This is a genomic window from Mesorhizobium sp. WSM3626 (assembly GCF_000513935.1).
Classification (GTDB): Bacteria; Pseudomonadota; Alphaproteobacteria; order Rhizobiales; family Rhizobiaceae; genus Mesorhizobium; species Mesorhizobium salmacidum.
The window spans coordinates 114,836-137,752 of sequence record NZ_AZUY01000008.1; the positions used below are offsets into that span (position 1 = coordinate 114,836).

The window sequence follows — 22,917 nt, forward strand, 5'->3', positions numbered from 1 at the left end:
GCTATCAGGTAAGACGAGTAGAGTGCAATCATATGGCCAGCATCACGATCCGCAACCTTGATGATGAGGTCAAGGAACTGCTGCGCCAGTTGGCGGCGGAAAACGATCGCTCCATGGAAGAACAGGCGCGGGTGATGATCCGGGCCGCTGTCGACGGCCAGATCGGCCCGGTTGGCCGTCTCGATCAGATCGAGAAAGCCCTCCTTGAACTCGCCAGTTCGCAAGGCGCCCCGACCGTGGCGTCGGCCTTGGCAGTCAAGAGCTTGCCGCGAGGCACACTTTCCAACAAGCGCATCCTGCTCATCATCGGCGGCGGCATCGCCGCCTACAAGGCGCTCGATCTGATCCGCCGGCTGCGCGAGCGTGGTGCGGCGGTGCGGGTGGTCATGACGTCGGCGGCGCAGGAATTCGTGACAACGCTGTCGGTCGGGACGCTCTCCGCCGACCATGTCTTCACCGACATGTTCGACCGCAACGATGAACACGATGTCGGCCACATCAGGCTATCGCGCGAGGCGGACCTCCTGGTGGTGGCGCCCGCAACCGCCGACCTGATGGCCAAGCTCGCCAATGGCCATGCCAACGATCTGGCCTCGACCGTGCTCATCGCCACCGACAAGCCGGTGCTGATGGCCCCGGCCATGAACCCGAAGATGTGGTCGCATCCCGCCACCCGCCGCAACCGCGCGACCTTGGGCAAGGACGGCATCACCTTCGTCGGCCCCGCCAAGGGTGAGATGGCCGAGAGCAACGAGGCCGGCGAAGGCCGCATGTCCGAACCGTTGGAGATCATCGCCGCGGTCGAGGCGCTGCTCGATGCCGGCCCCAAGCCGCTGGCGGGGCGCAGGATCATCGTCACCTCAGGCCCGACGCACGAGCCGATCGATCCCGTGCGCTATATCGCCAACCGGTCGTCCGGCAAGCAGGGCCACGCCATCGCCGCGGCATTGGCAAAGCTTGGCGCCGATGTCCGACTTGTCTCCGGTCCCGTAAGCATTGCCGATCCAGCCGGCGTGAAAACCATCCATGTCGAGCGAGCGCAGGAAATGCGCGACGCGGTGGAACAGCTTCTGCCTGCCGACGCCGCGGTATTCGTCGCCGCCGTTGCAGACTGGCGCACCGAGAATTCGGCCGGTGAGAAGATCAAGAAGGTCGCGGGCGAAGGCCCGCCGGTGCTGCGCATGGTCGAGAACCCCGACATCCTGGCTGGTGTCGGTCACCACGAGCAGCGACCCGGCCTGGTCGTCGGCTTTGCCGCCGAGACGCAGGATCTCTTGCGCAACGCCGAGGCCAAGCTCAGCAAGAAAGGTGCCGATCTCATCGTCGCCAACGATGTGTCGCAGACCAGCGGCATCGGTCCTTCAGGCGTGATGGGCGGCGATCGCAACCGGGTCCGGATCGTGTCTAGGACCGGCATCGAGGAATGGCCTGAAATGACCAAGGACGAGGTGGCGGCGCGGCTCGCCGCGCTCATCGCCGCGCGGTTGAAAACGATCGTCGTCTGACAAGTGTTGGCGGAGCCGCCAACATCCTGTTGCGTGCTGTGCGCTAAGCCGTCAGTTGGCTAAAAGCTCAGCCGTGCGGGCAAGCGCCCCGCCGAAGCCATTGAGCGGAATTGAAAAGCTTACGACTTGCCCGGTATCGGCCGCGAACGCGTCGATCTTGAGCGTGGTGCCGTTCTTCAGCAGCGGCGTGACATTGGCATCGAACGCCACCGGCACAAGGCAGCCGACCACCTGGCAGGTGTTGAACGGCAGGCTGCCATCGAGCTTCTGGTCGTCTATGGTCAGCGCGACACCCTTGGCAAGCGCCAGGCCGAACGGCAGGGCAAGAGTTCCGGTCGCATCCTCGCCGGTCTTGCTCGACAGCTCGATCGCCAGCAGCCGCTGGTTGCTTTGCTTGTTGAACTGCTGATGCGACAGGCTGCAGACCTTGTTCGTGCCCGATATCTGGCAATTGACCGTCCAGTCGCCGTGAGTTTCGGACAAGGCCAATGCACCGCCGGGCAGCTGCGGCGCGTCAACTGCGGCGGGCGGTGTTGCCGTCACCTTGTCGCTCTTGGTTTGCGCCGCCATCGCCGGCAGGCCGGCGATACAGGCGGCACCCAGCACTGCTGCGAAATACGCGTATTTCCTCATCAAGACCTCTCCCGGCTCCGCCTCGAGCCAGTCTAGAAACTGGCCTTGAGAGACGCGCTGACTGCATTCTGTTTGACCGTTTCCCCGAAGGCGCCATTATACCTGACGGACATGCCAACGCATTGACGCCTTTCGGCTCGAGGCCGGCGCCGACCCGATAGAGCGGCGAATCGATCGCTTCCGTCAAGTGCAATGCCGGATAGCCGGGCAGATTCTCCGCAGCCGCAAAGCGGCCACTGCGCCATCTGGAACACGCCCGGATCGGTGAGTGCCGGAACCCGGATCCTGCGCCAGTTCGAGGAAGGTCGGATCGTCGGCGTAGAGAACGAGATCGGTGCCGTTATCCACCTTGAACTGGACGTTGAAGTCCACTGCCGGATGCAAGGTCTTCGCCTCGATGCCGGAATCGGCCATCGCCGAACCCTTGGCCACCACATATTCGGTGAACAGCTTGTCGATCGACAGGAAGTTCAGCGGAGCTTCGCCGTCGAGGTCGCCCGCACCTGATCAGCGCTGGGGCATCGGTGATCTGGTTGTTGAGGTCCACGTCGCATTCCCGCCATGGCATCGCAGGACAAACACCCTATATATCTGGTGTGATGAGGTTTTTCTGCAGGAATGAGCGGATGTACATGCGTCGTACAGCTATGAGTTTCGTACTGGCGGTGCTGGCCGGGGCGGCTTTCGTCGGCTTTGCATCGCCTGCTTCCGCGCAGGTGCTCGATCCTGCGGCCAGAAACAATGTGCTCATCCAGCAGAATGACCTGCAGGCCTTGCAGAGCCGGGTTCAGCGGCAGCAATTTCAGCAACAGCAACAGCAGTATCGTGCCCAGGATCGCGTCATCGTCCAGCAGCCGCCGCCTCTCGTTCCGCAGGTCAGGCCGAGCTGCCAGACGCAGATAATCGGCAACACCGCCGTCAGCACCTGCCGCTGATCGACGGGCATCTTCTTTTATTTAGCCGACTTACATGGTAGGGCACTTTAGGTGCCCTTGCGGCAGTTTGGATTTTGCAGAGGCGTCGCATCACGCTAAGGGGCATTGGAGCGACTGGATTATCAAGATGGCAGCCACCAAGAAAAAGGCCGTGCGCCAGGCCAAGAAAGGCGAAAGGATCCGCCAGGTGGCGGCCATTCCCTTTCGGCTGAACCCGCGCGGCGGCATCGAGGTGATGCTGGTCACATCGAGAACGACGAGACGCTTCATCGTGCCCAAGGGGTGGCCGATGAAAGGCAAGAGCGGGCGCAAGGCAGCCACCATCGAGGCATTGGAGGAAGCCGGGGTGCTTGGCAAAACGCTGAAGCAGCCGGTGGGCACCTATTCCTACTGGAAACGCTTGGCCAACCGCTTTGTCCGCGTCGACGTCATCGTGTTTCTGCTGGAAGTGACGGAAGAGCTTGCCGACTGGCAGGAGGCCAAGCGGCGGCAGCGGGCCTGGCTGGCGCCGGCCGAGGCCGCGATGCTCATCGACGAGCCCGATCTCTCGACACTGGTGAACACCTTGGCGCTGCCCAAGCCTGCGCCGCTCGAGCAGGCATAAGCCTCAATTATCCGTCCCCTCATCTGCAGGAAGCGGTCGTGCCGGCGGGCCGCTATAGGCCCACAGCCATTCGCGCGGAAAGGTGTGGGCGGTTTCCCGTCCATATTGCGTCGCAACAAAGAGTTTGAAGCGCTCGAAAGCGCTCAGTTCAACTTGACCAGAACCACCCGACGGTTCTTGGCGCGGCCGGTCTCCTCGTCATTGCTGGCGACGGGCGCCATCATGCCGGCTCCGGCCGCCGTAAGCCGCGACGCATCGATTCCGTATTTCGCCACGAGCGCCGCCTTGACCGCCTGCGCCCGCCGGGACGACAGATCGAGATTGTAAACGAAGGCACCCTGATTGTCGGTATGGCCGACGACGATCACGGTCATCCCGGGCTCATTGGTCAAAAGCGTCGAAATCTCCTTCAGCGTCGGCTCGGACTCCGGCTTGATGTCAGCTTTGTCGGTGTCGAAGAAGATGCCGTAGAGGGAGATGCTGCCGGTGGCGGAGAGCGAGTCCGCCATCTTGGCAGCTTCGACGACCACCATTTTCCTGTCGCGCGCCTTGGGTTCCAGCACCTGCACTACGGCGACGGTGCGACCGTTGAGTTTCTTGCAGTAGAGATCGTCGGTCAACGAATAGGTCTGCACGGTGACATAGGCGTCGCCGCCGTCCTGCGGCACCTTGGCCGAGAAATAGCGCTGGTCGTTGATGCCGGTAGCCAACGCGCAAGCGCCATTGGAGAATGCCGCGTCCTTGAGATCGCTTTCATGGAAGGAATACATCGTCAGGCTCATGTCGCCGCCGCCGCCGCTCGACGAGCGGTCGGCAGCGCCGCCACATTCCTCCTTCTTGCATTCGAACAGGACTTCGCCGCCTGCAGCCTTGATCACATCCTGATAATTGCGCAGCACCTCGAGCGGCGAGCGCTCGGCCGGCAGCACATAGGCGATACGGGTCAGGGCACCCTCCACCTCGGCCTTCTTGTCCGGCGCGAAAACGCGATTGTTCATGGCGTCGCGCGCGTTGGGATCTGCACTTGGCTTCAGGGGCGACAGCGGTACGCTGAAGTCGGTAAAGGCAAGCTTTGCGTAGGACACGATGAAAGAGCCTTCGTAGCGCTTGGCCAGTTGATTGTCGGCGGCGCCCGCGATATCGGCGGTCGGCACCGTCGCGTCGGCTGCCGCCAGCCGCATTACCAGCGCGAGAACAAGCCCCGCCCAGAAAAACCTCATGATTGTCGACTTTAATGCATGCATCGATCGATCCCCTCGCTTGATGATCGATGCTAGCAGAGCGGCTATGTCCAGTCGATGACGCCGCTCAGGGCAGCCGCTCCAGCAGGATGGTTGGCGCGTCGTGATAGAGGGTCTGCGTCAGCTCGGTATAGCCGCACTTCCTGGCGACGTTCAACGAAGCCGTATTTTCGGGATCGATGATGCAGACGGTTCTGGCACGTCCGAACGTCTCGTCGCCCCAGCCATGCACGCGGCTGACGATCTCCGTGGCAAGGCCGGCGCCGTGCGCGGCCGGAACGAGCGCCCACCCCGCCTCGGGGATACCTTCGATCGACGGCTCCATGTCGCGCTTCAGATCGTGGAACCCGGCCTCGCCGAAGAAGCGGCCAGTCGCTTTCTCCTCGATGGCCCAGAAGCCGTAGCCGAGCAGCGACCACAGGCCGGCGTGACGCAGGAAGCGCATCCAGCTTTCTTCACGTGTGCGCGGCTTGCCGCCGATGAAACGGGTGACGACGGGGTCGGCCCACATCGTGGCATAGGCATCGAAATCGCCGAGCCGGTGTGCCCGCAGGATGGTTCGCGGCGTCTCGATGACCGGAGCGATGGTCGCTTGCGTCGTGTTCATTGGATTTGCCTCGCGTTACGGCCTGCGGTTAGCAAATCGCCGGCGCGGTGCAAGAGCCAGGAAACCAGGAACCATCATCCAAGGCGCAACGTCCGGCAGCCTTCACGACATCCGGGCGCTATGGGATTTTCGCGCGGCGGTGTTATTTTCGACGCAGGCTGATTCAGCGCGTCCCAATTTTTCAGGCGCCGGCCACTGCCGCCGATCCAAGGAAACCCGCATGGACACCACCGACCTCGTGCTCGCCATCATCCACCATCTGCTGGTGTTCTCGCTAGCCGGGATCATCGGCGCCGAATTCGTGCTGATCCGTGGAGACCTGCCCGCCGCGACGCTCAAGCGGCTCGCCGGCATCGACCGCCACTACGGCATCATCGCCGCGCTCATCATCATCGTCGGCATCGGCCGTGTCGCCTGGGGGCTCAAGGGTTGGGAGTTCTACGTCTACAACTGGGTGTTCTGGGCCAAGATGGCGGCATTCGGCACCGTCGGCCTGCTGTCGATCATCCCGACCGTGCGTTTCATGTCCTGGAGCCGGCAGGCGAGCGCCAATCCTGCCTTCGCCGTACCTGTCGGCGAACTGGCCTCGGTGAAGACCTATATCCGCGCCGAGGCGTTCGTCTTCCTGCTGATCCCGGTTTTCGCCGCGGCGATGGCGCGTGGCTACGGCTACTGATCGTCGGCGGCAATCGTTTCAAGCGGAGCGGTCGGCACCAGCGGTGCCGGAATGCTGGTCGTCTTCACCTCCGCCTTGCAGATATCGGCGATAATGCAGGCCGGACAATCCGGCTTGCGCGCCTTGCAGACATAGCGGCCATGCAAGATCAGCCAGTGATGCGCATGGCGCATATATTCGTCCGGGATGATCTTCAGAAGTCCCTGCTCGACCTGTTCCGGGGTCTTGCCGGGCGCCAGGCCAAGCCGGTTGCCGATGCGCAAGATGTGGGTGTCGACCGCCATCGTATGCTGACCGAAGGCCATGTTGAGCACGACATTGGCGGTCTTGCGCCCGACACCGGGCAGCTTGACCAGCTCATCGCGGTCATTGGGCACCTCGCCGCCATGGTCGCGGATCAACGCCTCCGATAGTGCGATGACGTTCTTGGCCTTGTTGCGCCAGAGCCCGATGGTCCTGACATAGTCGCCGACCTTGGCTTCACCCAGCGCCAGCATCTTTTGCGGCGTATCGGCGGCCTTGAACAAAGCCCGCGTCGCCTTGTTGACGCCGGCATCGGTCGCTTGCGCCGACAGCACCACCGCCACCAGCAGCGTGAAGGGGTTGACGTGTTCGAGCTCGCCCTTCGGCTCTGGCCGCTGCACCGAAAAGCGCCGGAATATCTCGTGCACTTCGGCCGGGCTGTAGCGCGAAATCCACCGCGCGGGCCGTGGACGCGGCTTGGCATTGGAGCCGTCGCGCCGTCCGGACGGCGGCTCTTTTTCGGGCATGGAAGATTCTTTGGACTTGGGACTCGCCATTTCCCTCCTATAATATCCTGCCATGAGCGACACAAACGCCTCGTTTCAGGCTGATGAGCCCTTCTTTCACGCATTGCTGACCCCACACCGGTCGCTGGGCCGGACGGGCTTCCTGATCCTGATGGGCGCACTGATGTTCGGCTGGCTGGTCACGGGTGCGTTTTTCCTGTCGCGCGGGGCCTGGCCGGTGTTCGGCTTCTTCGGCCTCGACGTGATTGCCGTCTATATCGCCTTCCGCGTCAATTATCGGGCCGCACGCGCCCGCGAGGAAGTGTCGGTGTCACGCACCAGCCTCGATATCCGCAAGACGGCCCCCTCGGGAAAATCGGAAGCGCATCGCTTCAACCCTTTCTGGGCGCGGTTTTCGGTCGCCCGTCACGCCGAGATCGGCATCACCAGAATGATCGTGGAAGCACAGGGCCAGAACGTGCCGATCGGCGGCTTCCTCGACCCCGATTCCCGCGAGAGCTTCGCCACCGCCTTCGCGCGCGCGCTGGCGACCGCCAAGGCGCGCTAAAGCAATTCCAGGAAAAGAAGCGGTTTTCCGGCCGGGCTCGAACCCGGAGTCTATCTGGGCAAGAGCTGCAAGAAGGCAAGTTTCGGGTGGCGATCGGCGCCCCAAGAGGCGATATTCCGGCCCAAGGAGACAGGTCCATGAGCACACACACGGCAGTCCTCAAGAAGGACATCACGCCCGAGGGCAGCGACTACGAGATCGTGCGCCGCGCCATCGAGAAGATCAGCCTCGACTATCGCGACCAGCCATCGCTGGAAGAACTGGCCGAGGAAGTCGGCGAGACGCCGACCGGCTTGCAGAAACTCTTCACCCGCTGGGCCGGCCTGTCACCCAAGGCTTTCCTGCAGGCGGTGACGCTGGACCATGCGCGCAAGCTGCTCGATTCCGGCATGCCGCTGCTCGAAACCTCATTCGAACTGGGCATGTCCGGTCCCGGCCGGCTGCACGACCTGTTCGTCACCCATGAAGCGATGTCGCCGGGCGACTACAAGACGCGCGGCGCTGGCCTCACCATCCGCTACGGCTATCACCCCTCCCCGTTCGGCACTGCCCTGATCATGGCCACGGATCGCGGGCTTGCCGGCCTCGCCTTCTGCGACGTCGGCGAGGAGCGCGCCGCCTTCGCCGACATGTCCGGCCGCTGGCCCAACGCCCTCTATGTCGAGGACAGGGAAGCGACAGGCCCTTATGCCGCGCGAATCTTCGAGCCGACGCTGTGGCGCGCCGACCAGCCGCTGCACGTCGTCATGATCGGCACCGACTTTCAGGTCCGCGTCTGGGAAGCCTTGCTGCGGATCCCGATGGGCAAGGCCCGCACCTATTCCTCGATCGCGGCCAGCATCGGCGCGCCGAGCGCCAGCCGCGCGGTCGGCGCCGCCAACGGCGCCAACCCGCTCTCTTTCGTGGTGCCTTGCCACCGCGCTATCGGCAAATCAGGCGATCTCACCGGCTATCACTGGGGCCTGACCCGCAAGCGCGCCATCCTCGGCTGGGAGGCGGGGCAGATTTCGTCCTGAAATGTCGATTTTTAATTCGGGCTCCAAGGAATATATGAATATTCGCATTTTGAAGTATTAGTGGGAATTATTTCGAGAATTTCTGGATACAACCGGCGACAACCATCGGTTTCTTCACAGCCGTTGTTTTGACGGTTTATTTAGGTTTACGCTAAATTAACCATGCTAACGCGATGATGACCCGTATTAATTCGGACATTCCGACTTAATAGGAGGGTTTCGATGACGTTTTTTCGCGCCGCTTTCGGCGCAACTCTGCTGGTCGCGTGCCTGGACCAGGCTGCGATGGCCACACAGCAGAATGTCATTTTCAACGGCACGGTCACCGCGACCTGCACGCTTGTCGTCGCCACCAACGGCACGATGACGGTAAGCCCCGACCTTCAGTCGCTGAGCTCGCACAACAGCGGCGGTTCGGCTGGAACAGTCACGCTCACCACCACCGGGGGTGTTTCGCTGAGCGTCGATCCGGTGACCCTCACCACCGTGCCGGCCGCCGACAGCACGGCCATCACCTGGACACCGACCTATTCTGCCAGCGGCGCCCACACGATCGCGGAAACTGGTTCCTCCACCGCTCTGACTGTCCCCGGCGCCGATCTTGTCTCGGTCCATCTCGCCGGCACCAAGGGCGGCAGCAATCGCTTCGCGAACGGCAACTATCAGGCAACGGTAACGCTGCGTTGCGAATGACGTCCCCGCGAAGGAAAGGGGTCCTTGAAACATGTTCTGAACCTGGCGACGGCGCTGGCCGTCGGATTGATGCCCATTGTCGCGGGCGCCCAGTCGATGTCGCCGATGCGGGGTGAGGTCAACAGTTTCACCGACGCCTTCGCGGTCCGCGTGTTCCCCGCCAATCCCTACGGCCAGAAGATAAAGGTCGAAATCCACGTCTACGATCAGAATTTTCAGCCAGTGGACGCCAAGATCTCTCCGAACGTCTTCCAACTGGGCTCTCAGGCTTCCCGACCCGTCCTTGTGGTCGTGCCCTTCGGCGGCGCTGCCGAGCGTAAAGTGCGTATCTGTACCGAGAGCATCCCCTTTCCCAATCAGCAGACGCAGATAAAGGCACAGATATGCGGAAAGTTTTTTGGGCACCGCAAGTCCTGACACTCGCGTTTGCGGCAATGTGGGCGGGGATCTCGCCGGCGCTGGCCGAGGATGTCTACAACCTCAATCAGAACGAGAGCGGCTTCAATTTGCCGGGCGTGACGTTGCCTCAGGGCCAGGACGAGGTCCACGCTTCCGACGGCACCACCTGCCGTTCGGCGGTGTCGGGCACCGGCGCCTATTTCGACCTCGGCGTTATCAGAGGCAACAGCCAGTCGAACAACGACGTCGCCACCTACAGCCGCGTGGTGATCCCGATCGGTCGCACGCCGAAACGTGTCGATTGCAGCCGCCTCTATGAACTCGAGGTCGAGCGCCTGCAACTGGAGCTGAAACTGCTCAAGATGGGCCTCGGCGGCGACGGCCCGACGGCGAGCGTGGCCGCCAGCGCTCCCACGCCCGTGGCCGCATCACCCGGATGGGACAACGAAGGCTGGAGCATCAGGACCGGAAGCGGTGATGGCAAGAAAAAGAAGAAGAAATAACCGGGCGCTGCTTGCGATGGCCGCGCTCGCCGGCTTCTGCCTTCCGGCGCAGGCGGCGATCATCGGCACCTGCACCATCATGGTCGGGGCATCGGGAACGATGACCGCAAATCCGGCCATCGGCATACTCGGATCCAAGCAGGCAGGCGGATCGAGCGCCAGTGCCACCGTGGTAGCAAGCTCCACGCTGTGCTCGCTATTCAACCTGCTGGACTGTTATTCGGTTTCAGCGCCGGCGCCTGTGGTATTCTCGTCCGCGCCGAGCGGCGGCGGCACCAACGTGACCTTCGTCTCGGTCTTCCGCCTCGATGGCTCGGGCGTCGACAACAATGGGGGCGTGCCGCAAAGGGTCGTCAACGGCACCCACGCCATGCAGGTCGACCTCACCGCCACCAAATCGAGCGGCATCTTCCCGGCCGGCAGCTATCAGGGCATCGTCACAGTGCTGTGTGAGTGAGGCGGCAAATCGCGCTGGACCATTCGCGTGGTCTGGCATCGAGCGGCCTGGCAGGATAGCTTCCCCTGCATTCAGCAGGAGGCATTTCTTGATTATCGTAGTCGGCTCGATCAACCTCGACCTTATCGCCAATGTCGACCGCTTGCCGAGCCCCGGTGAGACGGTGAGCGGTTCCGGTTTCACAACGGCGCCCGGCGGCAAGGGCGCCAACCAGGCGCTCGCCGCCGCACGTGCCGGTGCTCAGGTGCGCATGGTCGGCGCCGTCGGCAAGGACAATTTCGCACCAGAAGCTCTGGCGTTGCTGCGCGAGGCCAAGGTCGACCTGTCGGGCGTGGGAGAGACCTTTGCCTCGACCGGCACGGCGCTGATCATGGTCGGTGACGACGGCGAGAACATCATCGCCGTGGTTGCCGGCGCCAATGCTTCCGTGGTGCCCGGCGACCTCTCCAAAGCCTTTCTGAAAGAGGGCGACGTCGTGCTGCTGCAGCATGAAATTCCGCTCGCGACGATCGATGCGGCACTCGACCAGGCAAGGGCGGCCGGCGCGGTCACCGTGCTCAACACGGCTCCGTTCCACGCCAAGGCGGCAGGCTTCCTCGGCAAGGCTGATTACGTCGTCGCCAACGAAACCGAGTTCGACCTCTATGGCGAGGCGCTGGCGCTCAGCGGCCGCGATCGGAAGGCGCGCATGCGCGATTTTGCCGGGAAAACCGGACGCGCCATCGTCGTCACGCTTGGCGGCGAAGGCGTGATGGCGGCGACGCCGAGCGATTTCCTGACCGTTCCCGCGTTGAAGATCACGCCGGTCGACACGGTCGGGGCCGGCGACACATTCTGCGGCTATTTCGCGGCCGGCCTGGCGTCGGGCCTCACGCTCGAACAGGCATTGGCGCGTGCCGGCGCCGCCGGCTCGCTGGCTTGCCTCAAGCCCGGCGCCCAGCCGGCAATCCCGCTGGCGAAAGACGTCGACCAGGCCTTGCAGGAAACCCGTTGAGATGATGCGCCCGCGCACCAGACATGCCGTACCCGCGGCCAGCGACATCTGCCGCCTGTCGGCTGTCGAACTCGCCGACGCGATCCGCCGAAAGAAACTCTCCGTGCGCGAGGTGGTGACGGCGTTCCTCGATCGCATCGATGCGGTCAACCCGCTGGTCAACGCCATTGTCTCGTTGCGCGACCGCGCCGACATCCTGCGCGAGGCCGACGCCGCCGATATCAGGCGGACGGATGGAAGCGGCTCCCTCTTTGGCCTTCCCATTGCCATCAAGGACCTTGCCTCCACAACGGGCCTCAGAACTTCGTTCGGCTCGCCGATCTTCGCCGATTTCGTGCCGCAGGAAGACGACTTCTTCGTCGAACGCATCCGCGACGCCGGCGCCATCATCATCGGCAAGACCAATGTTCCCGAATTCGGGCTCGGCTCCAACACCTATAACAACGTGTTCGGTCCGACGCTGAATGCTTTCGATCCATCGCTCACCGCCGGCGGCTCGAGCGGCGGTGCGGCGGTGGCGCTGGCACTGGACATGGTGCCCGTCGCCGACGGCAGCGATTTCGGCGGCTCACTACGCAACCCGGCAGCCTGGAACAATGTCTACGGTTTTCGGCCGTCGCAGGGGCTCGTGCCCGGCGGTCCCGACTTCGAGGTTTTTCAGGCGCAGATGGGCGTCGAGGGGCCGATGGGCCGCAACGTCGCCGACATGGCGCTGTTGCTCGACGTGCAGGCCGGCTATCACCCGCAGGCGCCCCTCTCCTATGAGAAGCAAGGCTCCTTCCTTGAAGGGCTCGCGATGGCGGCGACCGGCGGCCGCATCGCCTGGCTGGGCGATCTCGGCGGCCATCTGCCGATCGAGCCCGGCATCCTCGACCTTTGCGAGGCAGCACTCGCACGGTTCACGGATGTATCCTTCCTGGCCGAGCCCTTGCGACCGGATTTCGATTTCGAAGCACTCTGGCTGGCCTTCGTGACGCTGCGCCAGGCCAGCAGCGGCTGCGCCCTGAAAGTGCATTATGACGATCCCGCCAGGCGCGGCCTGCTGAAACCGGAAGCCGTCTGGGAAGTGGAGAACGCCATGAGGCTGACGGGGCCGCAAATCCGCGCGGCTTCGGTCGTGCGCACCTCCTGGCACCGGATGCTGTTGTCGATCTTTGACCGCTTCGACCTCATCGCGCTGCCAACCGCGCAGGTCTTTCCCTTCGACGTCGGCACCCATTGGCCCCGCGAGGTCGCCGGGCGGGCGATGGACAGCTACCATCGCTGGATGCAGGTTTCAGCCTTCGCCACCTTGGGCGGTTGCCCGGCGGTCAATGTGCCGGTCGGCTTCGACCACAGGGGCCGGCCCATGGGCATGCAGCTGATCGGCCGGCCACGCGGCGATCTCGCCGTGCTGAAGGCCGCGGCCGCCTATGAGACGACGTTGCCCTGGCCGATCGGCGCCTGAGCCAGGCACGGCGCGCACCGGCTTGCGTCGTTATCGCCGCCATGCATTGATTGTCGCCTGACAGGCCGCGGTAGCGGCATTGCGAGGAAAAATCATGTCGCTGGAACTCTACGCCGCCTATGTTCTTGCCTGCATCGTCATTATCCTGGTCCCCGGGCCGACGGTCACCTTGATCATCGCCAACAGCATCCGCCACGGAACTCGTGCCGGTCTCGCCAATGTCGCCGGCACACAGGCGGGTCTCGCCGTCATGATTGCCATCGTCGGCATCGGCCTCAACACGCTGATCTCGGGCATGGGCCACTGGTTCGAGTGGGTGCGTCTGATCGGCGCCGCCTACCTGATCTGGATGGGCGTGCAGATGTTCCGCTCGAAGGGCACGCTGAACGCCGACGGAACCGCCCGGAAACCACGCGGCGGCTTCTTCCTGCAGGGCCTGCTGGTGGCGCTGAGCAATCCCAAGACGCTGATTTTCTTCGGCGCCTTCTTCCCGCAGTTCATCGCGCCGCAGGGCAATTATTCGCTGCAGATCGTCGTCATGGGCCTAACCGCCATGATCTTCGCCGCCATGTCGGATTCGACCTATGCGCTCGCCGCCGGCCGCGCCGGCCGCATGCTCTCGGCCAGCCGCGTCAAGCTCCTGTCCAGGATCAGCGGCAGCTTCATGGTCGGCGGCGGCCTGTGGCTGGCGTTTTCGCGGTCGAAGTAACCACGAAAGCGCCTTCTTCATATATTTTCGCAGAGACATATTGAAGAATTGTACGCCGCTGCACAATTCTTCACTATGCGCAAATCAAACGTTTCCTTTCGGGATCGCTTGCTTATTTGGCAATACGAGTACAGCGACGCAGTGGTCGGCATCGCTTTCTTTTGCGCCTTTGCGCTGATGAAATCCGTCGCGATTGTAGAGCTTCAGGCCAATCCGGTCGTCGCCACCCAACGCGTGATGGCCGTGGGCGAATACATTAGAGTGAAGCCTATCAGCCCGTATGCTATGGTAGGTCACAATTTATACTATACCTACGATGTACGCCTTGATGACGACAACACGCGGATATCGATCGACGACGACGTCGAGCGACCGCATCTTCTTGGCTCCCTCGTTCCTATTGAACGGCAGCACCACAAGCACGGCGTCGACACCTATCGATTGCTCAATGGGTGACAACGCGCGCTGGTGCCAACGCGCGCTGTCCAAAAAACGTCAGTTAAGCCGCCTCAGCCTCTCCACCAGCAGCGCAAAAAACCCGTCATGGTCGATGTCGCGCATCACCATGGCGTTCTTTTCCCGCTTGGTCACGCCCCACCAGTCGATCACGGTCATGCCCATGGTCAGTTCCGAGGCGGTTTCCACGCTGACGTTGCAATGGCGGCCCTTGAACAGGTCCGGCTTCAGCAGGTAAGCGATAACGCAGGGGTCGTGCAGCGGCCCGCCGTCGGTGCCGTACTTCTCCTCGTCGTAACGCTCGAAGAATTCGAGCATGTCTGCCGTGGCGATGCCGACCTTGCTGCCAAGCTTGCGGAAAGCGTCGATGCGCTTGGACGTGGTCAGCGCCTTGTGGGTGACGTCGAGCGGCATCATAACGATCGGGATGCCGGACTTGAACACCAGATCGGCGGCCTGTGGATCGACATAGATGTTGAATTCGGCGGCCGGCGTGACATTGCCGCCTTCGAAGAAGCCGCCGCCCATCAGCACGATTTCCTTGATGCGCGGTGCAATGCGCGGTTCGCGGATTAGTGCCAGCGCTATGTTGGTGAGCGGCCCGAGCGGGCAAAGGGTGATGGTGCCGCTCTCTTCCTTCATCAGCGTCTCGACGATGAAATCGACGGCATACTGCTCCTGCAGCCTCATCGTCGGTTCGGGCAGTTGCGGCCCGTTGAGACCGGTCTTGCCATGCACTTCCTCGGCGGTGACCAGTTCGCGCGCCAACGGACGGATGGCGCCGGCATAGACCTTGATATCTGGCCGGCCGGCCAGTTCGCAGATCTTGCGGGCGTTCTTTTCGGTCAGTTTCAACGGCACGTTGCCGGCAACGGCAGTAATGCCGATGATGTCCAGTTCGCTACTGCCGAGCGCCAGCAGAATGGCGACGGCATCGTCCTGGCCGGGATCGGTGTCGATGATGATCTTGCGTGGTTGGGGCATTTCAATTCCTTGTTTGGCTAGCCATCAGCTCACCGGACCGATCGTGCGCCCGAAAAACGCCAACCGGCTGCAAGCTGCCGAACCGCTCGACGGGGAACGGTCCCGGCCTGCGCGCTTCTCCTTGCATCCGCGCGTCGTTTCAAGCGCCATGTCGATTATTCCTGTGAGTCCACGGCTTGGTCTTTTTGGGCGGGTCTTTTGGTGGCTTGAACTTGGTCGTGGGGCGGACCATATCAAGGCCATCGGGAAAAATGCCATTTGGGTTTTTCCAGTTTATGTCGCTCTTGAGAGGACAGTGTAACATGAGCCGAATGACGCCTTTCTCCAGCCCGCTTCTCCTGGGTTTCGACGCCATGGAAAAGACCCTGGAGCGTCTGGCGAAGTCCGGTGACAGCTACCCTCCCTACAACATCGAGCGTCTCAGCGGTGCCGACGGCAAGGCCGAAAGGCTACGCATTACGCTCGCTGTCGCCGGTTTCGCCGAAAGCGAGCTCGATGTGACAACGGAGGAAAACCAGTTGGTCGTGCGCGGCCGTCAGACCGACGATACCGAGCGCGAATTCCTTCATCGCGGCATTGCCGCACGCCAGTTCCAGCGCTGCTTCGTGCTGGCCGACGGCATGCGCGTGATCGCGGCGGAGCTGAAGAACGGCCTTTTGTCGATCGACCTCGATCGGCCGGAGTCTGAACGGCTGGTACGGAAAATAAATATATCGGTGAAAGACTGATCTTCACTGATGGCTCTCATGCGGGATGGCCTTAAGCGGCGTCCTCGCGCCAAGGAGGCTTGAAATGACCAGAACTGACGAAACCATAACCATGACCAGCGGCGAGTTCGCCCATCTCGGCGAAGGCTCGGTCGCCTATCTGCGCAAGGTCTCGAGCGATGAACTGCTCGGCCGCTTCCCCAACATCGGCGAAATCGCGCCCGGTATGGAGCTGTGGGCCCTGTTTGGCGCCAACGGCCAGCCGATCCTGCTTTCCGATGCGCGTGACCGTGCCTTGGCCGGTGCCATGGAAAACGACCTGACCACCGTCGCCATTCATTAAAGTCGGCCAGTGGGTAACTGAAAAGGGCCGCTCACAGCGGCCCTTGGGGTGATATCTTAAAAAAGATGGCTTCAGGCCGCGTGCGAGGCCTGCGTGTCCGACAAAAGCGCGTGGATCGCCGCGGCGTCGCGCGTCCCCCTGACCTTGGCCACCGTGTCGGCGTCGCGCAGCACGCGCGCGATGCGCGACAGCGCCTTAAGGTGATCGGCACCCGCCCCTTCAGGCGCCAGCAGCAGAAACACCAGATCAACCGGTTGGTCATCCAGCGATTCGAAATCGACCGGGGTTTCCAGCCGGGCGAAAACGCCGGCGATGCGCTTCACGCCGGCGAGCTTGCCGTGCGGGATGGCGATGCCGTTGCCGACGCCGGTCGAACCCAGGCGTTCGCGCTGCAGGATGGTGTCGAACACCTCCCGTTCCGGGATGCCCGAAATCGCCGCGGCCCGCTCGGACAGCAATTGCAGAAGCTGCTTCTTGGAGTTCGCCTTCAACGCCGGCAAGATCGCCGGAACGCTGATAAGATCGCTCAGATCCATGCTTGAAATCCTTGTTCGCCTGCCGCGCCAGTCCCCACCCCTCGTGCGGCCGGCTTTTATCCCTGTGCGACTTTGGTCGTGGACGGATCGATCCAGCCGATGTTTCCGTCGGGCCGGCGATAGACGATGTTGAGATGGTCGGTTCCGGCATTGCGGAAAACAACCACCGGACTGTCCTTGGTATCGAGCTCGATGACGGCTGAGGCCACCGACATGGTCTTCAGCGTCATGGTTGATTCGGCGACGATGGCCGGTGCGAAATCCTCCGGGATTTCCTCATCGTCGTCGGCAAGCGGTGCCATCACGGTATAGGCAATGTCGGTCAACTCGCCATTGGCATTGCCCGAATTGTGCGATTTCAAACGGCGCTTGTAGCGCCGAAGCCGGGTCTCCAGCCGATCGGCGGCCGCCTCGAAGGCGAGCGTCGGATCCTGGGCATCGCCGGTGGCCTGCAGCGAGGCGCCGGAATCCAGCCTGATCATGCAATCCGCCGAATAGCGCGAGCCCGATTTGATGACGGTGACGTGCCCCGCGAAGCCGCGATCGAAATATTTGCCGATCGCTTCACCGACACGATCGTTGATGCGTGTGCGGAACGCATCGCCGATATCCATGTGCTTTCCCGAAATGCGCAGATTCATCTGAAAACTGACCTTCCTTGCTCAGGCTTCAAACTGGCCCGAGTTTATACTCGTGATCCGTGCGCACAAGCTTTGCGGCGTCACTCGCGCCGATTTAAATCCGAACTTTCCGGTTGATCACAAGCCGCCTTCTTGACCGTCCCGGGTCATTGTCGTGACGGACCATCCGCTAGCGGGCATCAAGCCCGTCTCATGCGGGCGGGCTTCTAGCCACTTCACCGTGGCTTGTCAATGAAACTCGAAAACTGTGAAAATCGCGAGCGCCTAACGGCCGGCGCTGGCGAGCGCCCGCTTCTCGCGCCGGCGCTGCACCGATGAGGGAATATTCATGCCTTCCCGGTACTTGGCGACCGTGCGACGGGCGATATCGACGCCGCTTTCCCTCAGCATGTCGACGATAGCATCGTCCGACAGCACATCGACGGGCTTCTCTTCGTCGATCATTTGCTTGATGCGATCACGCACCGCTTCGGAGGAATGCGCATCGCCACCACCCGATGCCGCGATCGAGGCGGTGAAGAAATACCGCAGTTCGAACACGCCGCGCGGGGTGAGCATGTATTTGTTCGCGGTGACCCGGCTGACCGTCGATTCGTGCATGCCGATGGCGTCCGCCACCGTGCGCAGGTTGAGCGGCTTCAGGTGGCGCACGCCATGCACGAGGAAGGCGTCCTGCTGGCGTACGATTTCCGAGGCCACTTTGAGGATCGTCTTGGCCCGCTGGTCGAGGCTGCGTGTCAGCCAGTTGGCGTTCTGCAGGCACTCGGCCAGGAAGTCCTTCTCGGCCTGGTTCTTCGCGTGCGGCGACACCTGGGCGAAATAGATATGGTCGACCAGCACGCGCGGCAGCGTTTCGGCGTTGAGTTCGACGGTCCAGCTGCCGTCATTGGCCGCCCGCACCTCGACATCGGCGACGATCGAGTTACTGGCGCCGCCCGAAAACGCCATGCCCGGCCGCGGGTCGAGCGCCCGGATTTCGGCCAGCATGTCGAGCAAATCCTCCTCATCGACGCCGCAGAGCCGCTTAAGCGTCTGGAAATCGCGGCGCGCCAGCAATTCGAGATTGGCGATCAGGACCTTCATGGCCGGATCGAGCCGGTCACGCACGGCAAGCTGCAGGGAAAGGCATTCCGCGAGATCGCGGGCAAACAGGCCGGCCGGCTCGAAGGTCTGGCATACGGCCAGCACCTTGCCCACCGCCACGCCGTCGGTGCCAAGCCGCCCAGCGATCTCCGCCAGATCGGCCCTGACATAGCCGGTCTCGTCGAGCCCATCGGCAAGTTCTCCGGCGATCAGCCGCGCTACGGGATCGGTGAAGGCGAGCGCGATCTGCTCGCCGACATGGTCGCGCAGCGTGATCGCGCTCGCCGCCATGTCGCCGGCATCGAGCCCCTCGGAAGAGGAGCCGCCGCCACTGCCCGAAGCCGATTTCCATTGCGCCGTCAGGTCGGGCCCGAGCCGTTCGCTGGTGCCGGGATCATCGGGAAACAGGTTTTCCAGGGACGTATCGAGCTTTTCCGAGATCGCCTCGGCGCTCCATGCCGTCTCGTTCTCGAACCAGTCGCCATCGGGCGCCGCTTGCGGCTCAGCCTCGAGCTTCTGCGCCTGATCGCTCGCGGCATCGTCCTGCGGCTCGGCGCGCTCCAGGAGCGGGTTGCGCTCGATCTCCTCGTCGATGAAATGCTCGAGCTCTGCATGGGTAAACTGCAGCAGCCGAATCGACTGCATCAGCTGCGGCGTCATCACCAGCGACTGCGACTGTCGGAGCTGTAGTTTCGCCGCCAATGCCATGGTTCGGTTTCAAACGCCTCCTCTACGCGTCCGGACTTCCGGAATGAATTTCTCGGCCGGCCATAGAAACTGGCCCGGCTTTTGCTTGTCAAGGCAAAGCCTAGCAAAACTCGCTTACCGGAGCGTTATTGCGGATCAAAATCGCGGAAAACAGGTCGTCGGCGCGAAAAAAATCGTATCAGGAAACAAATTTCACGCTGAGAGCGATTCCGGGAGCCGGGGAAAAATGGCTTTCCGATCGGAATTCCGTGAAAAAGAGCCGGGGCGGTTCGCTGTTTCAGACAGCGAACGTCTCAGAGCGTGAAGCCCTCGCCGAGATAAAGCCGCCGCACGTCGGGATTTGCCACCACTTCGTCGGCGCGGCCATGGGTCAGCACCTGGCCGGCATGAATGATATAGGCACGGTCGATGAGGCCGAGCGTCTCACGCACATTGTGGTCGGTGATGAGGACACCGATGCCGCGCGCCGTCAGGTGACGCACCAGTTGCTGGATGTCGGCGACGGCGATCGGATCGATGCCGGCGAAGGGTTCGTCGAGCAGCATATAGGCCGGGCGCGTCGCCAGCGCACGCGCGATTTCCAGGCGCCGCCTTTCGCCGCCCGAGAGCGACATGGACGGCGCCTTGCGCAGATGGCTGATGTGAAATTCCTCGAGCAGTTCGTCGAGGCTGCGCTCGCGAACCTTGCGGTCCTTTTCGACCACTTCGAGCACGGCGCGGATGTTCTGTTCGACATTGAGGCCGCGGAAGATCGAGGCCTCCTGTGGCAGATAGCCGATGCCGAGGCGCGCGCGGCGATACATTGGCATCGAGGTGACGTCGAAGCCGTCGATCTCGATCGTGCCTTCATCCACCGGCACCAGGCCGGTGACCATGTAGAAACAGGTCGTCTTGCCGGCGCCGTTGGGGCCGAGCAGCCCGACGGCTTCGCCAGCGCGCACGCCCAGCGTGACGCCGCTGACGACCTTGCGGCCCTTGTAGCTCTTGGTCAGGCCCTTGGCGATCAAGGTTCCCTTGAACTTCGCCTTGTCGACAGTGATCGCGGCCGGAGCCGAAAGCTTGCCTGCGGCCCGTCCCGGAAGACGCGCCGTCAGCGACGACAGGCTGGCCATCAGGGGTTCGTCGCTCCCGATTTCGACGCATCCGATTTCGGCGGTGGTGTGATCGACATCACGACGCGTTTGCCAGCGCATGGATCAACCTGGGCCAGCCCGGTTTTCATCTGCACGACGAGTTTGCAGCCGACCAGGACATTGTCGTTTTGCGAGAGCACCACCTTCTGACCCGAAAGCACCAGAACCTGGGTCTTCATGTCGAAGCTGCCTTGATCGGCGGTGGCGACCTGCGCATCCGACTTGATGTAGACCTTGTCGGAGATCTCCAGGTGATCGATGTTGGCGGAGCCGGTCATCGCCGCACCTGCCGCTTCCGACCCCTTGGCAGCGGCATTGGGATCCTTCACGTAATAGACCGTCATCTTGCCGGCCTTCATCAACGTCGGCCCCTGGACGACGCTGACATTGCCTGTGAAGATGGCGACACTCTCGGCCTGACGAACCTCCAGCTTGTCGCTTTCGATCTGGATCGGCTTGTCGCCGGACAGTTTGAGACCTGATTGGGTGGTGGACTGCGCCAGTGACGGCACCAGTCCGAGCAGCAGCAACGCCGAAGTTGCAGCCGCGAGCCGCGTCGAACTACTGAGCCGCATTGGTTTCTCCGCTGTTTCCCTCTGCCGTCTTCATGGCGGCGGAATCGATGTTGACGCGCACTTTATTCTCAAAAACCAGAACCTTGCCATTGTCCTGGACCGACATCGTATTCGCCGTGATCCGCGACCCGTCATGGCTGACGTCGACCGGATCGCCCGTCTTCATAGTGCCTTTGCCCATGTCGAGGAAGACCGATTTGAACTTGGCTTGCATGCCGTCGGTCGTGGTGATGATAACGTCGCTGGTCAGGTTCATCGTGTTGCCGTCGCGATCGTAGGTACCGTGCGAGGCTTTTACCGCGGCGACATTGTCTGGCGCGATCGGCACCTTGGCGTCGATGCCTTCGAGTTCGATGATGCCTTGCGTGCTCACATCCTGTATCGCCCGCAGCGCCGTCATCGAATAAGGCTGCTTCTGCTTGGTGAAACCGTTGAGTTTGGGATTGGCCATCACCAGCTTGCCGTTGGAGAAGGCGGTGCCTTCGGCCTGCACCGCGACGGAGACGGGCGCGGCGAAATAGGAATAGACCGGGAAGGCCACGGCGATCAACGCCGCGGCCAAGGGCACGGCGAATTTGAGCACGCGCACGCGGCGCGAATGACGCTGGGCGCGGTCGAAAGCTTCGCCCCGCGTCCAGCCATCCGCCGGGGGAGCCAACTCCGTCTCCGGGCTGGTCGGTTCATTCGGTCGCGCTAACATGACTGCTTTCTTCCAAAACCCTGCCCAGGAGCCCCGCCTATAGGTGGGACGCCAGCGCCCTCACGCAAGCACAAGCCGACGAAAACCGCAAAAATGTGCCAGCTGCCGTGCACAAACAAAACCGGGTCAGCGCAACAGCCAGTGCTTCATAGCAGAAATAGACGCCCTTGCGTCTTTTTTCATCACTGAAGTTCTTCGCACCTACCTTGCATCGCTCGCATAGGCCAGTCACAAAAAAGACAGCATATGGACCGTCGCGCGCAGATCGCCGTGCCATGTGCGGGACGGAACTGCTTCCCGATGAAGACATCATGGTCTAAAAGCGTCTGTTCCCGCTGACTGTGAGGCTGACGATGGCATTGAGAGCCGACGACCTGATCGACCGCCGCCGCTTGCGGCGCAAACTGACTTTCTGGCGTGTTGCGGCCTTTGGCATCGTGGCGCTCGGCGTGATTGCGCTGTCGACCTGGTTCTATGGCGACGATTTCGGGGGCTCTGCCGTCGACCACATCGCCAAGGTCAGGGTCGAAGGCACCATCACCGAGGACGACGAACTGATCAAGCGGCTGGAGACCATCCGCCAGTCGCCGAAAGTAAAAGGCGTGATCCTGGTGGTCGATTCTCCTGGCGGCACGACCGTCGGCGGGGAGTCGATCTACGAGGAGGTGCGCAAGCTCGCCGCCGACAAGCCTGTCGTGGCCGAGGTCGGCACGCTCGCCGCGTCGGCGGGCTACATGATCGCCAGTGCCGCCGACCATATCGTCGCCCGCAAAACCTCGATCGTCGGCTCGATCGGCGTGCTGATCCAGTATCCCGACGTCAGCGGTCTGATGGACAAGCTCGGCGTCAAGCTGGAGGAGGTGAAATCCTCGCCGCTGAAAGCCTCACCCTCGCCCTTCAAGCCGACCAATGACGACGAACGCGCCATGGTCCGCAAGCTCATCCTCGACAGCTACGACTGGTTCGTCGGCATCGTCGCGGAACGCCGCAAGATGACCCACGAACAGGCGCTGGCGCTCGCCGACGGTTCGATCTTCACCGGCCGCCAGGGTGTTGCCAACGGGCTGATCGACGCCGTCGGCGGCGAGTCCGTGGCGATCGACTGGCTGGCGACCAAGGGTGTCGATGCCAAACTCAAGGTGGTCGAGTGGAAGGACACGGAACGGCGCGGCGGTTTCCTGTGGTCGAAGGCGATGGCACGCACGGTCGCCGGCGCGCTCGGCCTGCCGGACTCCGGCGGCGACGTCATCCATGAACTTGGCGCCGACCGCTTGTTTCTTGACGGTCTCGTTTCCGTCTGGCACCCTTGAGACGC

30 protein-coding genes are annotated in these 22,917 nt (G+C 62.6%); 18 read left to right on the forward strand and 12 right to left on the reverse strand.

Features of this window, described 5'->3' with window-relative positions:
- Positions 1 to 32 precede the first annotated feature (32 nt).
- Positions 33 to 1,505 (forward strand): bifunctional phosphopantothenoylcysteine decarboxylase/phosphopantothenate--cysteine ligase CoaBC, encoded by a 1,473-nt coding sequence (gene coaBC, locus M653_RS0108810; protein ID WP_027143014.1) that lies wholly within the window; start codon positions 33 to 35, stop codon positions 1,503 to 1,505.
- Positions 1,506 to 1,556: 51 nt separating this feature from the next.
- Here the strand turns inward: coaBC and M653_RS0108815 are convergent, their stop codons facing one another.
- Both M653_RS0108815 and M653_RS1000000137580 read right to left on the reverse strand, forming a co-directional pair.
- A complete protein-coding gene (locus M653_RS0108815) occupies positions 1,557 to 2,138 on the reverse strand; it encodes an invasion associated locus B family protein (protein WP_027143015.1) in 582 nt (193 codons plus the stop codon).
- A gap of 183 nt (positions 2,139 to 2,321) precedes the next feature.
- Positions 2,322 to 2,552, reverse strand: a complete 231-nt coding sequence (locus M653_RS1000000137580) for a hypothetical protein (protein WP_245262083.1) — start codon at positions 2,550 to 2,552, stop codon at positions 2,322 to 2,324.
- Between the two features lie 212 nt (positions 2,553 to 2,764).
- Between M653_RS1000000137580 and M653_RS0108825 the strand changes: the two genes are divergently transcribed.
- Positions 2,765 to 3,073 (forward strand): hypothetical protein, encoded by a 309-nt coding sequence (locus tag M653_RS0108825; RefSeq protein WP_027143017.1) that lies wholly within the window; start codon positions 2,765 to 2,767, stop codon positions 3,071 to 3,073.
- 127 nt (positions 3,074 to 3,200) lie between these two features.
- The gene (locus tag M653_RS0108830) at positions 3,201 to 3,677 is read left to right on the forward strand and encodes an NUDIX hydrolase (protein WP_027143018.1); all 477 of its coding nucleotides are present in this window, start codon (positions 3,201 to 3,203) and stop codon (positions 3,675 to 3,677) included.
- A gap of 143 nt (positions 3,678 to 3,820) precedes the next feature.
- Here M653_RS0108830 and M653_RS0108835 read toward each other — a convergent pair whose 3' ends face one another.
- Together M653_RS0108835 and M653_RS0108840 are read right to left on the reverse strand one after the other, a co-directional pair.
- A complete protein-coding gene (locus M653_RS0108835) occupies positions 3,821 to 4,897 on the reverse strand; it encodes an OmpA family protein (protein WP_027143019.1) in 1,077 nt (358 codons plus the stop codon).
- 88 nt (positions 4,898 to 4,985) lie between these two features.
- Positions 4,986 to 5,525, reverse strand: coding sequence for a GNAT family N-acetyltransferase (locus tag M653_RS0108840; RefSeq protein WP_027143020.1), 540 nt, complete (start codon positions 5,523 to 5,525; stop codon positions 4,986 to 4,988).
- A gap of 220 nt (positions 5,526 to 5,745) precedes the next feature.
- Between M653_RS0108840 and M653_RS0108845 the strand changes: the two genes are divergently transcribed.
- The gene (locus M653_RS0108845) at positions 5,746 to 6,201 is read left to right on the forward strand and encodes a DUF2214 family protein (protein WP_027143021.1); all 456 of its coding nucleotides are present in this window, start codon (positions 5,746 to 5,748) and stop codon (positions 6,199 to 6,201) included.
- Here the strand turns inward: M653_RS0108845 and nth are convergent.
- The gene (nth, locus tag M653_RS0108850) at positions 6,195 to 7,001 is read right to left on the reverse strand and encodes an endonuclease III (protein ID WP_027143022.1); all 807 of its coding nucleotides are present in this window, start codon (positions 6,999 to 7,001) and stop codon (positions 6,195 to 6,197) included. The two genes, M653_RS0108845 and nth, sit on opposite strands and share 7 nt — an antisense overlap.
- Before the next feature lie 22 nt (positions 7,002 to 7,023).
- On the opposite strand from nth, the gene M653_RS0108855 reads away from it, so the two are divergent.
- The 10 genes from M653_RS0108855 (at position 7,024) to M653_RS0108900 (ending at position 14,192) form a co-directional block, all read left to right on the forward strand.
- Positions 7,024 to 7,518, forward strand: coding sequence for a DUF2244 domain-containing protein (locus M653_RS0108855; protein WP_027143023.1), 495 nt, complete (start codon positions 7,024 to 7,026; stop codon positions 7,516 to 7,518).
- Positions 7,519 to 7,655: 137 nt separating this feature from the next.
- The gene (locus M653_RS0108860) at positions 7,656 to 8,534 is read left to right on the forward strand and encodes a bifunctional helix-turn-helix domain-containing protein/methylated-DNA--[protein]-cysteine S-methyltransferase (protein ID WP_027143024.1); all 879 of its coding nucleotides are present in this window, start codon (positions 7,656 to 7,658) and stop codon (positions 8,532 to 8,534) included.
- A 222-nt stretch (positions 8,535 to 8,756) separates the two neighbouring features.
- Positions 8,757 to 9,227, forward strand: a complete 471-nt coding sequence (locus tag M653_RS0108865) for a hypothetical protein (RefSeq protein ID WP_027143025.1) — start codon at positions 8,757 to 8,759, stop codon at positions 9,225 to 9,227.
- 24 nt (positions 9,228 to 9,251) lie between these two features.
- Positions 9,252 to 9,644, forward strand: a complete 393-nt coding sequence (locus M653_RS0108870; protein WP_027143026.1) for a hypothetical protein — start codon at positions 9,252 to 9,254, stop codon at positions 9,642 to 9,644.
- Positions 9,611 to 10,129, forward strand: coding sequence for a hypothetical protein (locus M653_RS0108875; protein WP_027143027.1), 519 nt, complete (start codon positions 9,611 to 9,613; stop codon positions 10,127 to 10,129). The genes M653_RS0108870 and M653_RS0108875 overlap by 34 nt, the downstream gene beginning before the upstream one ends.
- Positions 10,104 to 10,586, forward strand: coding sequence for a hypothetical protein (locus M653_RS0108880; protein ID WP_027143028.1), 483 nt, complete (start codon positions 10,104 to 10,106; stop codon positions 10,584 to 10,586). Before M653_RS0108875 ends, M653_RS0108880 begins: the two co-directional genes overlap by 26 nt.
- 88 nt (positions 10,587 to 10,674) lie before the next feature.
- The gene (locus tag M653_RS0108885; RefSeq protein WP_027143029.1) at positions 10,675 to 11,580 is read left to right on the forward strand and encodes a ribokinase; all 906 of its coding nucleotides are present in this window, start codon (positions 10,675 to 10,677) and stop codon (positions 11,578 to 11,580) included.
- A gap of 1 nt (position 11,581) precedes the next feature.
- A complete protein-coding gene (locus M653_RS0108890) occupies positions 11,582 to 13,027 on the forward strand; it encodes an amidase (RefSeq protein WP_027143030.1) in 1,446 nt (481 codons plus the stop codon).
- A 94-nt stretch (positions 13,028 to 13,121) separates the two neighbouring features.
- The gene (locus M653_RS0108895) at positions 13,122 to 13,736 is read left to right on the forward strand and encodes a LysE family translocator (protein ID WP_027143031.1); all 615 of its coding nucleotides are present in this window, start codon (positions 13,122 to 13,124) and stop codon (positions 13,734 to 13,736) included.
- A gap of 48 nt (positions 13,737 to 13,784) precedes the next feature.
- Positions 13,785 to 14,192: a hypothetical protein gene (locus tag M653_RS0108900; RefSeq protein ID WP_027143032.1), complete on the forward strand. Its 408-nt coding sequence runs from the start codon at positions 13,785 to 13,787 to the stop codon at positions 14,190 to 14,192.
- Between the two features lie 39 nt (positions 14,193 to 14,231).
- Here M653_RS0108900 and M653_RS0108905 read toward each other — a convergent pair whose 3' ends face one another.
- Positions 14,232 to 15,176: a nucleoside hydrolase gene (locus tag M653_RS0108905; protein WP_027143033.1), complete on the reverse strand. Its 945-nt coding sequence runs from the start codon at positions 15,174 to 15,176 to the stop codon at positions 14,232 to 14,234.
- Between M653_RS0108905 and M653_RS1000000136625 the strand changes: the two genes are divergently transcribed.
- From M653_RS1000000136625 to M653_RS0108915, 3 genes are all read left to right on the forward strand, one after another.
- A complete protein-coding gene (locus M653_RS1000000136625; protein WP_156938169.1) occupies positions 15,151 to 15,477 on the forward strand; it encodes a hypothetical protein in 327 nt (108 codons plus the stop codon). The two genes, M653_RS0108905 and M653_RS1000000136625, sit on opposite strands and share 26 nt — an antisense overlap.
- Before the next feature lies 1 nt (position 15,478).
- Complete coding sequence (locus M653_RS0108910; protein WP_027143034.1) at positions 15,479 to 15,904, forward strand: Hsp20 family protein; 426 nt, start codon at positions 15,479 to 15,481, stop codon at positions 15,902 to 15,904.
- 64 nt (positions 15,905 to 15,968) lie between these two features.
- Positions 15,969 to 16,226, forward strand: coding sequence for a DUF1150 family protein (locus M653_RS0108915; RefSeq protein WP_015315721.1), 258 nt, complete (start codon positions 15,969 to 15,971; stop codon positions 16,224 to 16,226).
- A 71-nt stretch (positions 16,227 to 16,297) separates the two neighbouring features.
- Here the strand turns inward: M653_RS0108915 and ptsN are convergent, their stop codons facing one another.
- From ptsN to lptC, 6 genes are all read right to left on the reverse strand, one after another.
- Positions 16,298 to 16,762, reverse strand: coding sequence for a PTS IIA-like nitrogen regulatory protein PtsN (ptsN, locus tag M653_RS0108920; RefSeq protein WP_027056629.1), 465 nt, complete (start codon positions 16,760 to 16,762; stop codon positions 16,298 to 16,300).
- Positions 16,763 to 16,818: 56 nt separating this feature from the next.
- Positions 16,819 to 17,403: a ribosome-associated translation inhibitor RaiA gene (gene raiA, locus M653_RS0108925; RefSeq protein WP_027143036.1), complete on the reverse strand. Its 585-nt coding sequence runs from the start codon at positions 17,401 to 17,403 to the stop codon at positions 16,819 to 16,821.
- Positions 17,404 to 17,667: 264 nt separating this feature from the next.
- A complete protein-coding gene (gene rpoN / locus M653_RS0108930) occupies positions 17,668 to 19,194 on the reverse strand; it encodes an RNA polymerase factor sigma-54 (protein WP_027143037.1) in 1,527 nt (508 codons plus the stop codon).
- A 293-nt stretch (positions 19,195 to 19,487) separates the two neighbouring features.
- Positions 19,488 to 20,306, reverse strand: a complete 819-nt coding sequence (gene lptB / locus M653_RS0108935) for an LPS export ABC transporter ATP-binding protein (protein ID WP_027143038.1) — start codon at positions 20,304 to 20,306, stop codon at positions 19,488 to 19,490.
- On the reverse strand, positions 20,306 to 20,902 hold the full coding sequence (locus M653_RS0108940) for an LptA/OstA family protein (protein ID WP_027143039.1): 597 nt from the start codon (positions 20,900 to 20,902) through the stop codon (positions 20,306 to 20,308). Before M653_RS0108940 ends, lptB begins: the two co-directional genes overlap by 1 nt.
- Entirely contained in the window at positions 20,889 to 21,602 is a 714-nt protein-coding gene (gene lptC, locus M653_RS0108945; protein WP_027143040.1) for an LPS export ABC transporter periplasmic protein LptC, read from the reverse strand. Before lptC ends, M653_RS0108940 begins: the two co-directional genes overlap by 14 nt.
- 353 nt (positions 21,603 to 21,955) lie before the next feature.
- Here lptC and sppA point away from each other — a divergent pair, with 353 nt between their 5' ends.
- Entirely contained in the window at positions 21,956 to 22,912 is a 957-nt protein-coding gene (gene sppA / locus M653_RS0108950; protein ID WP_027143041.1) for a signal peptide peptidase SppA, read from the forward strand.
- Positions 22,913 to 22,917: the final 5 nt, after the last annotated feature.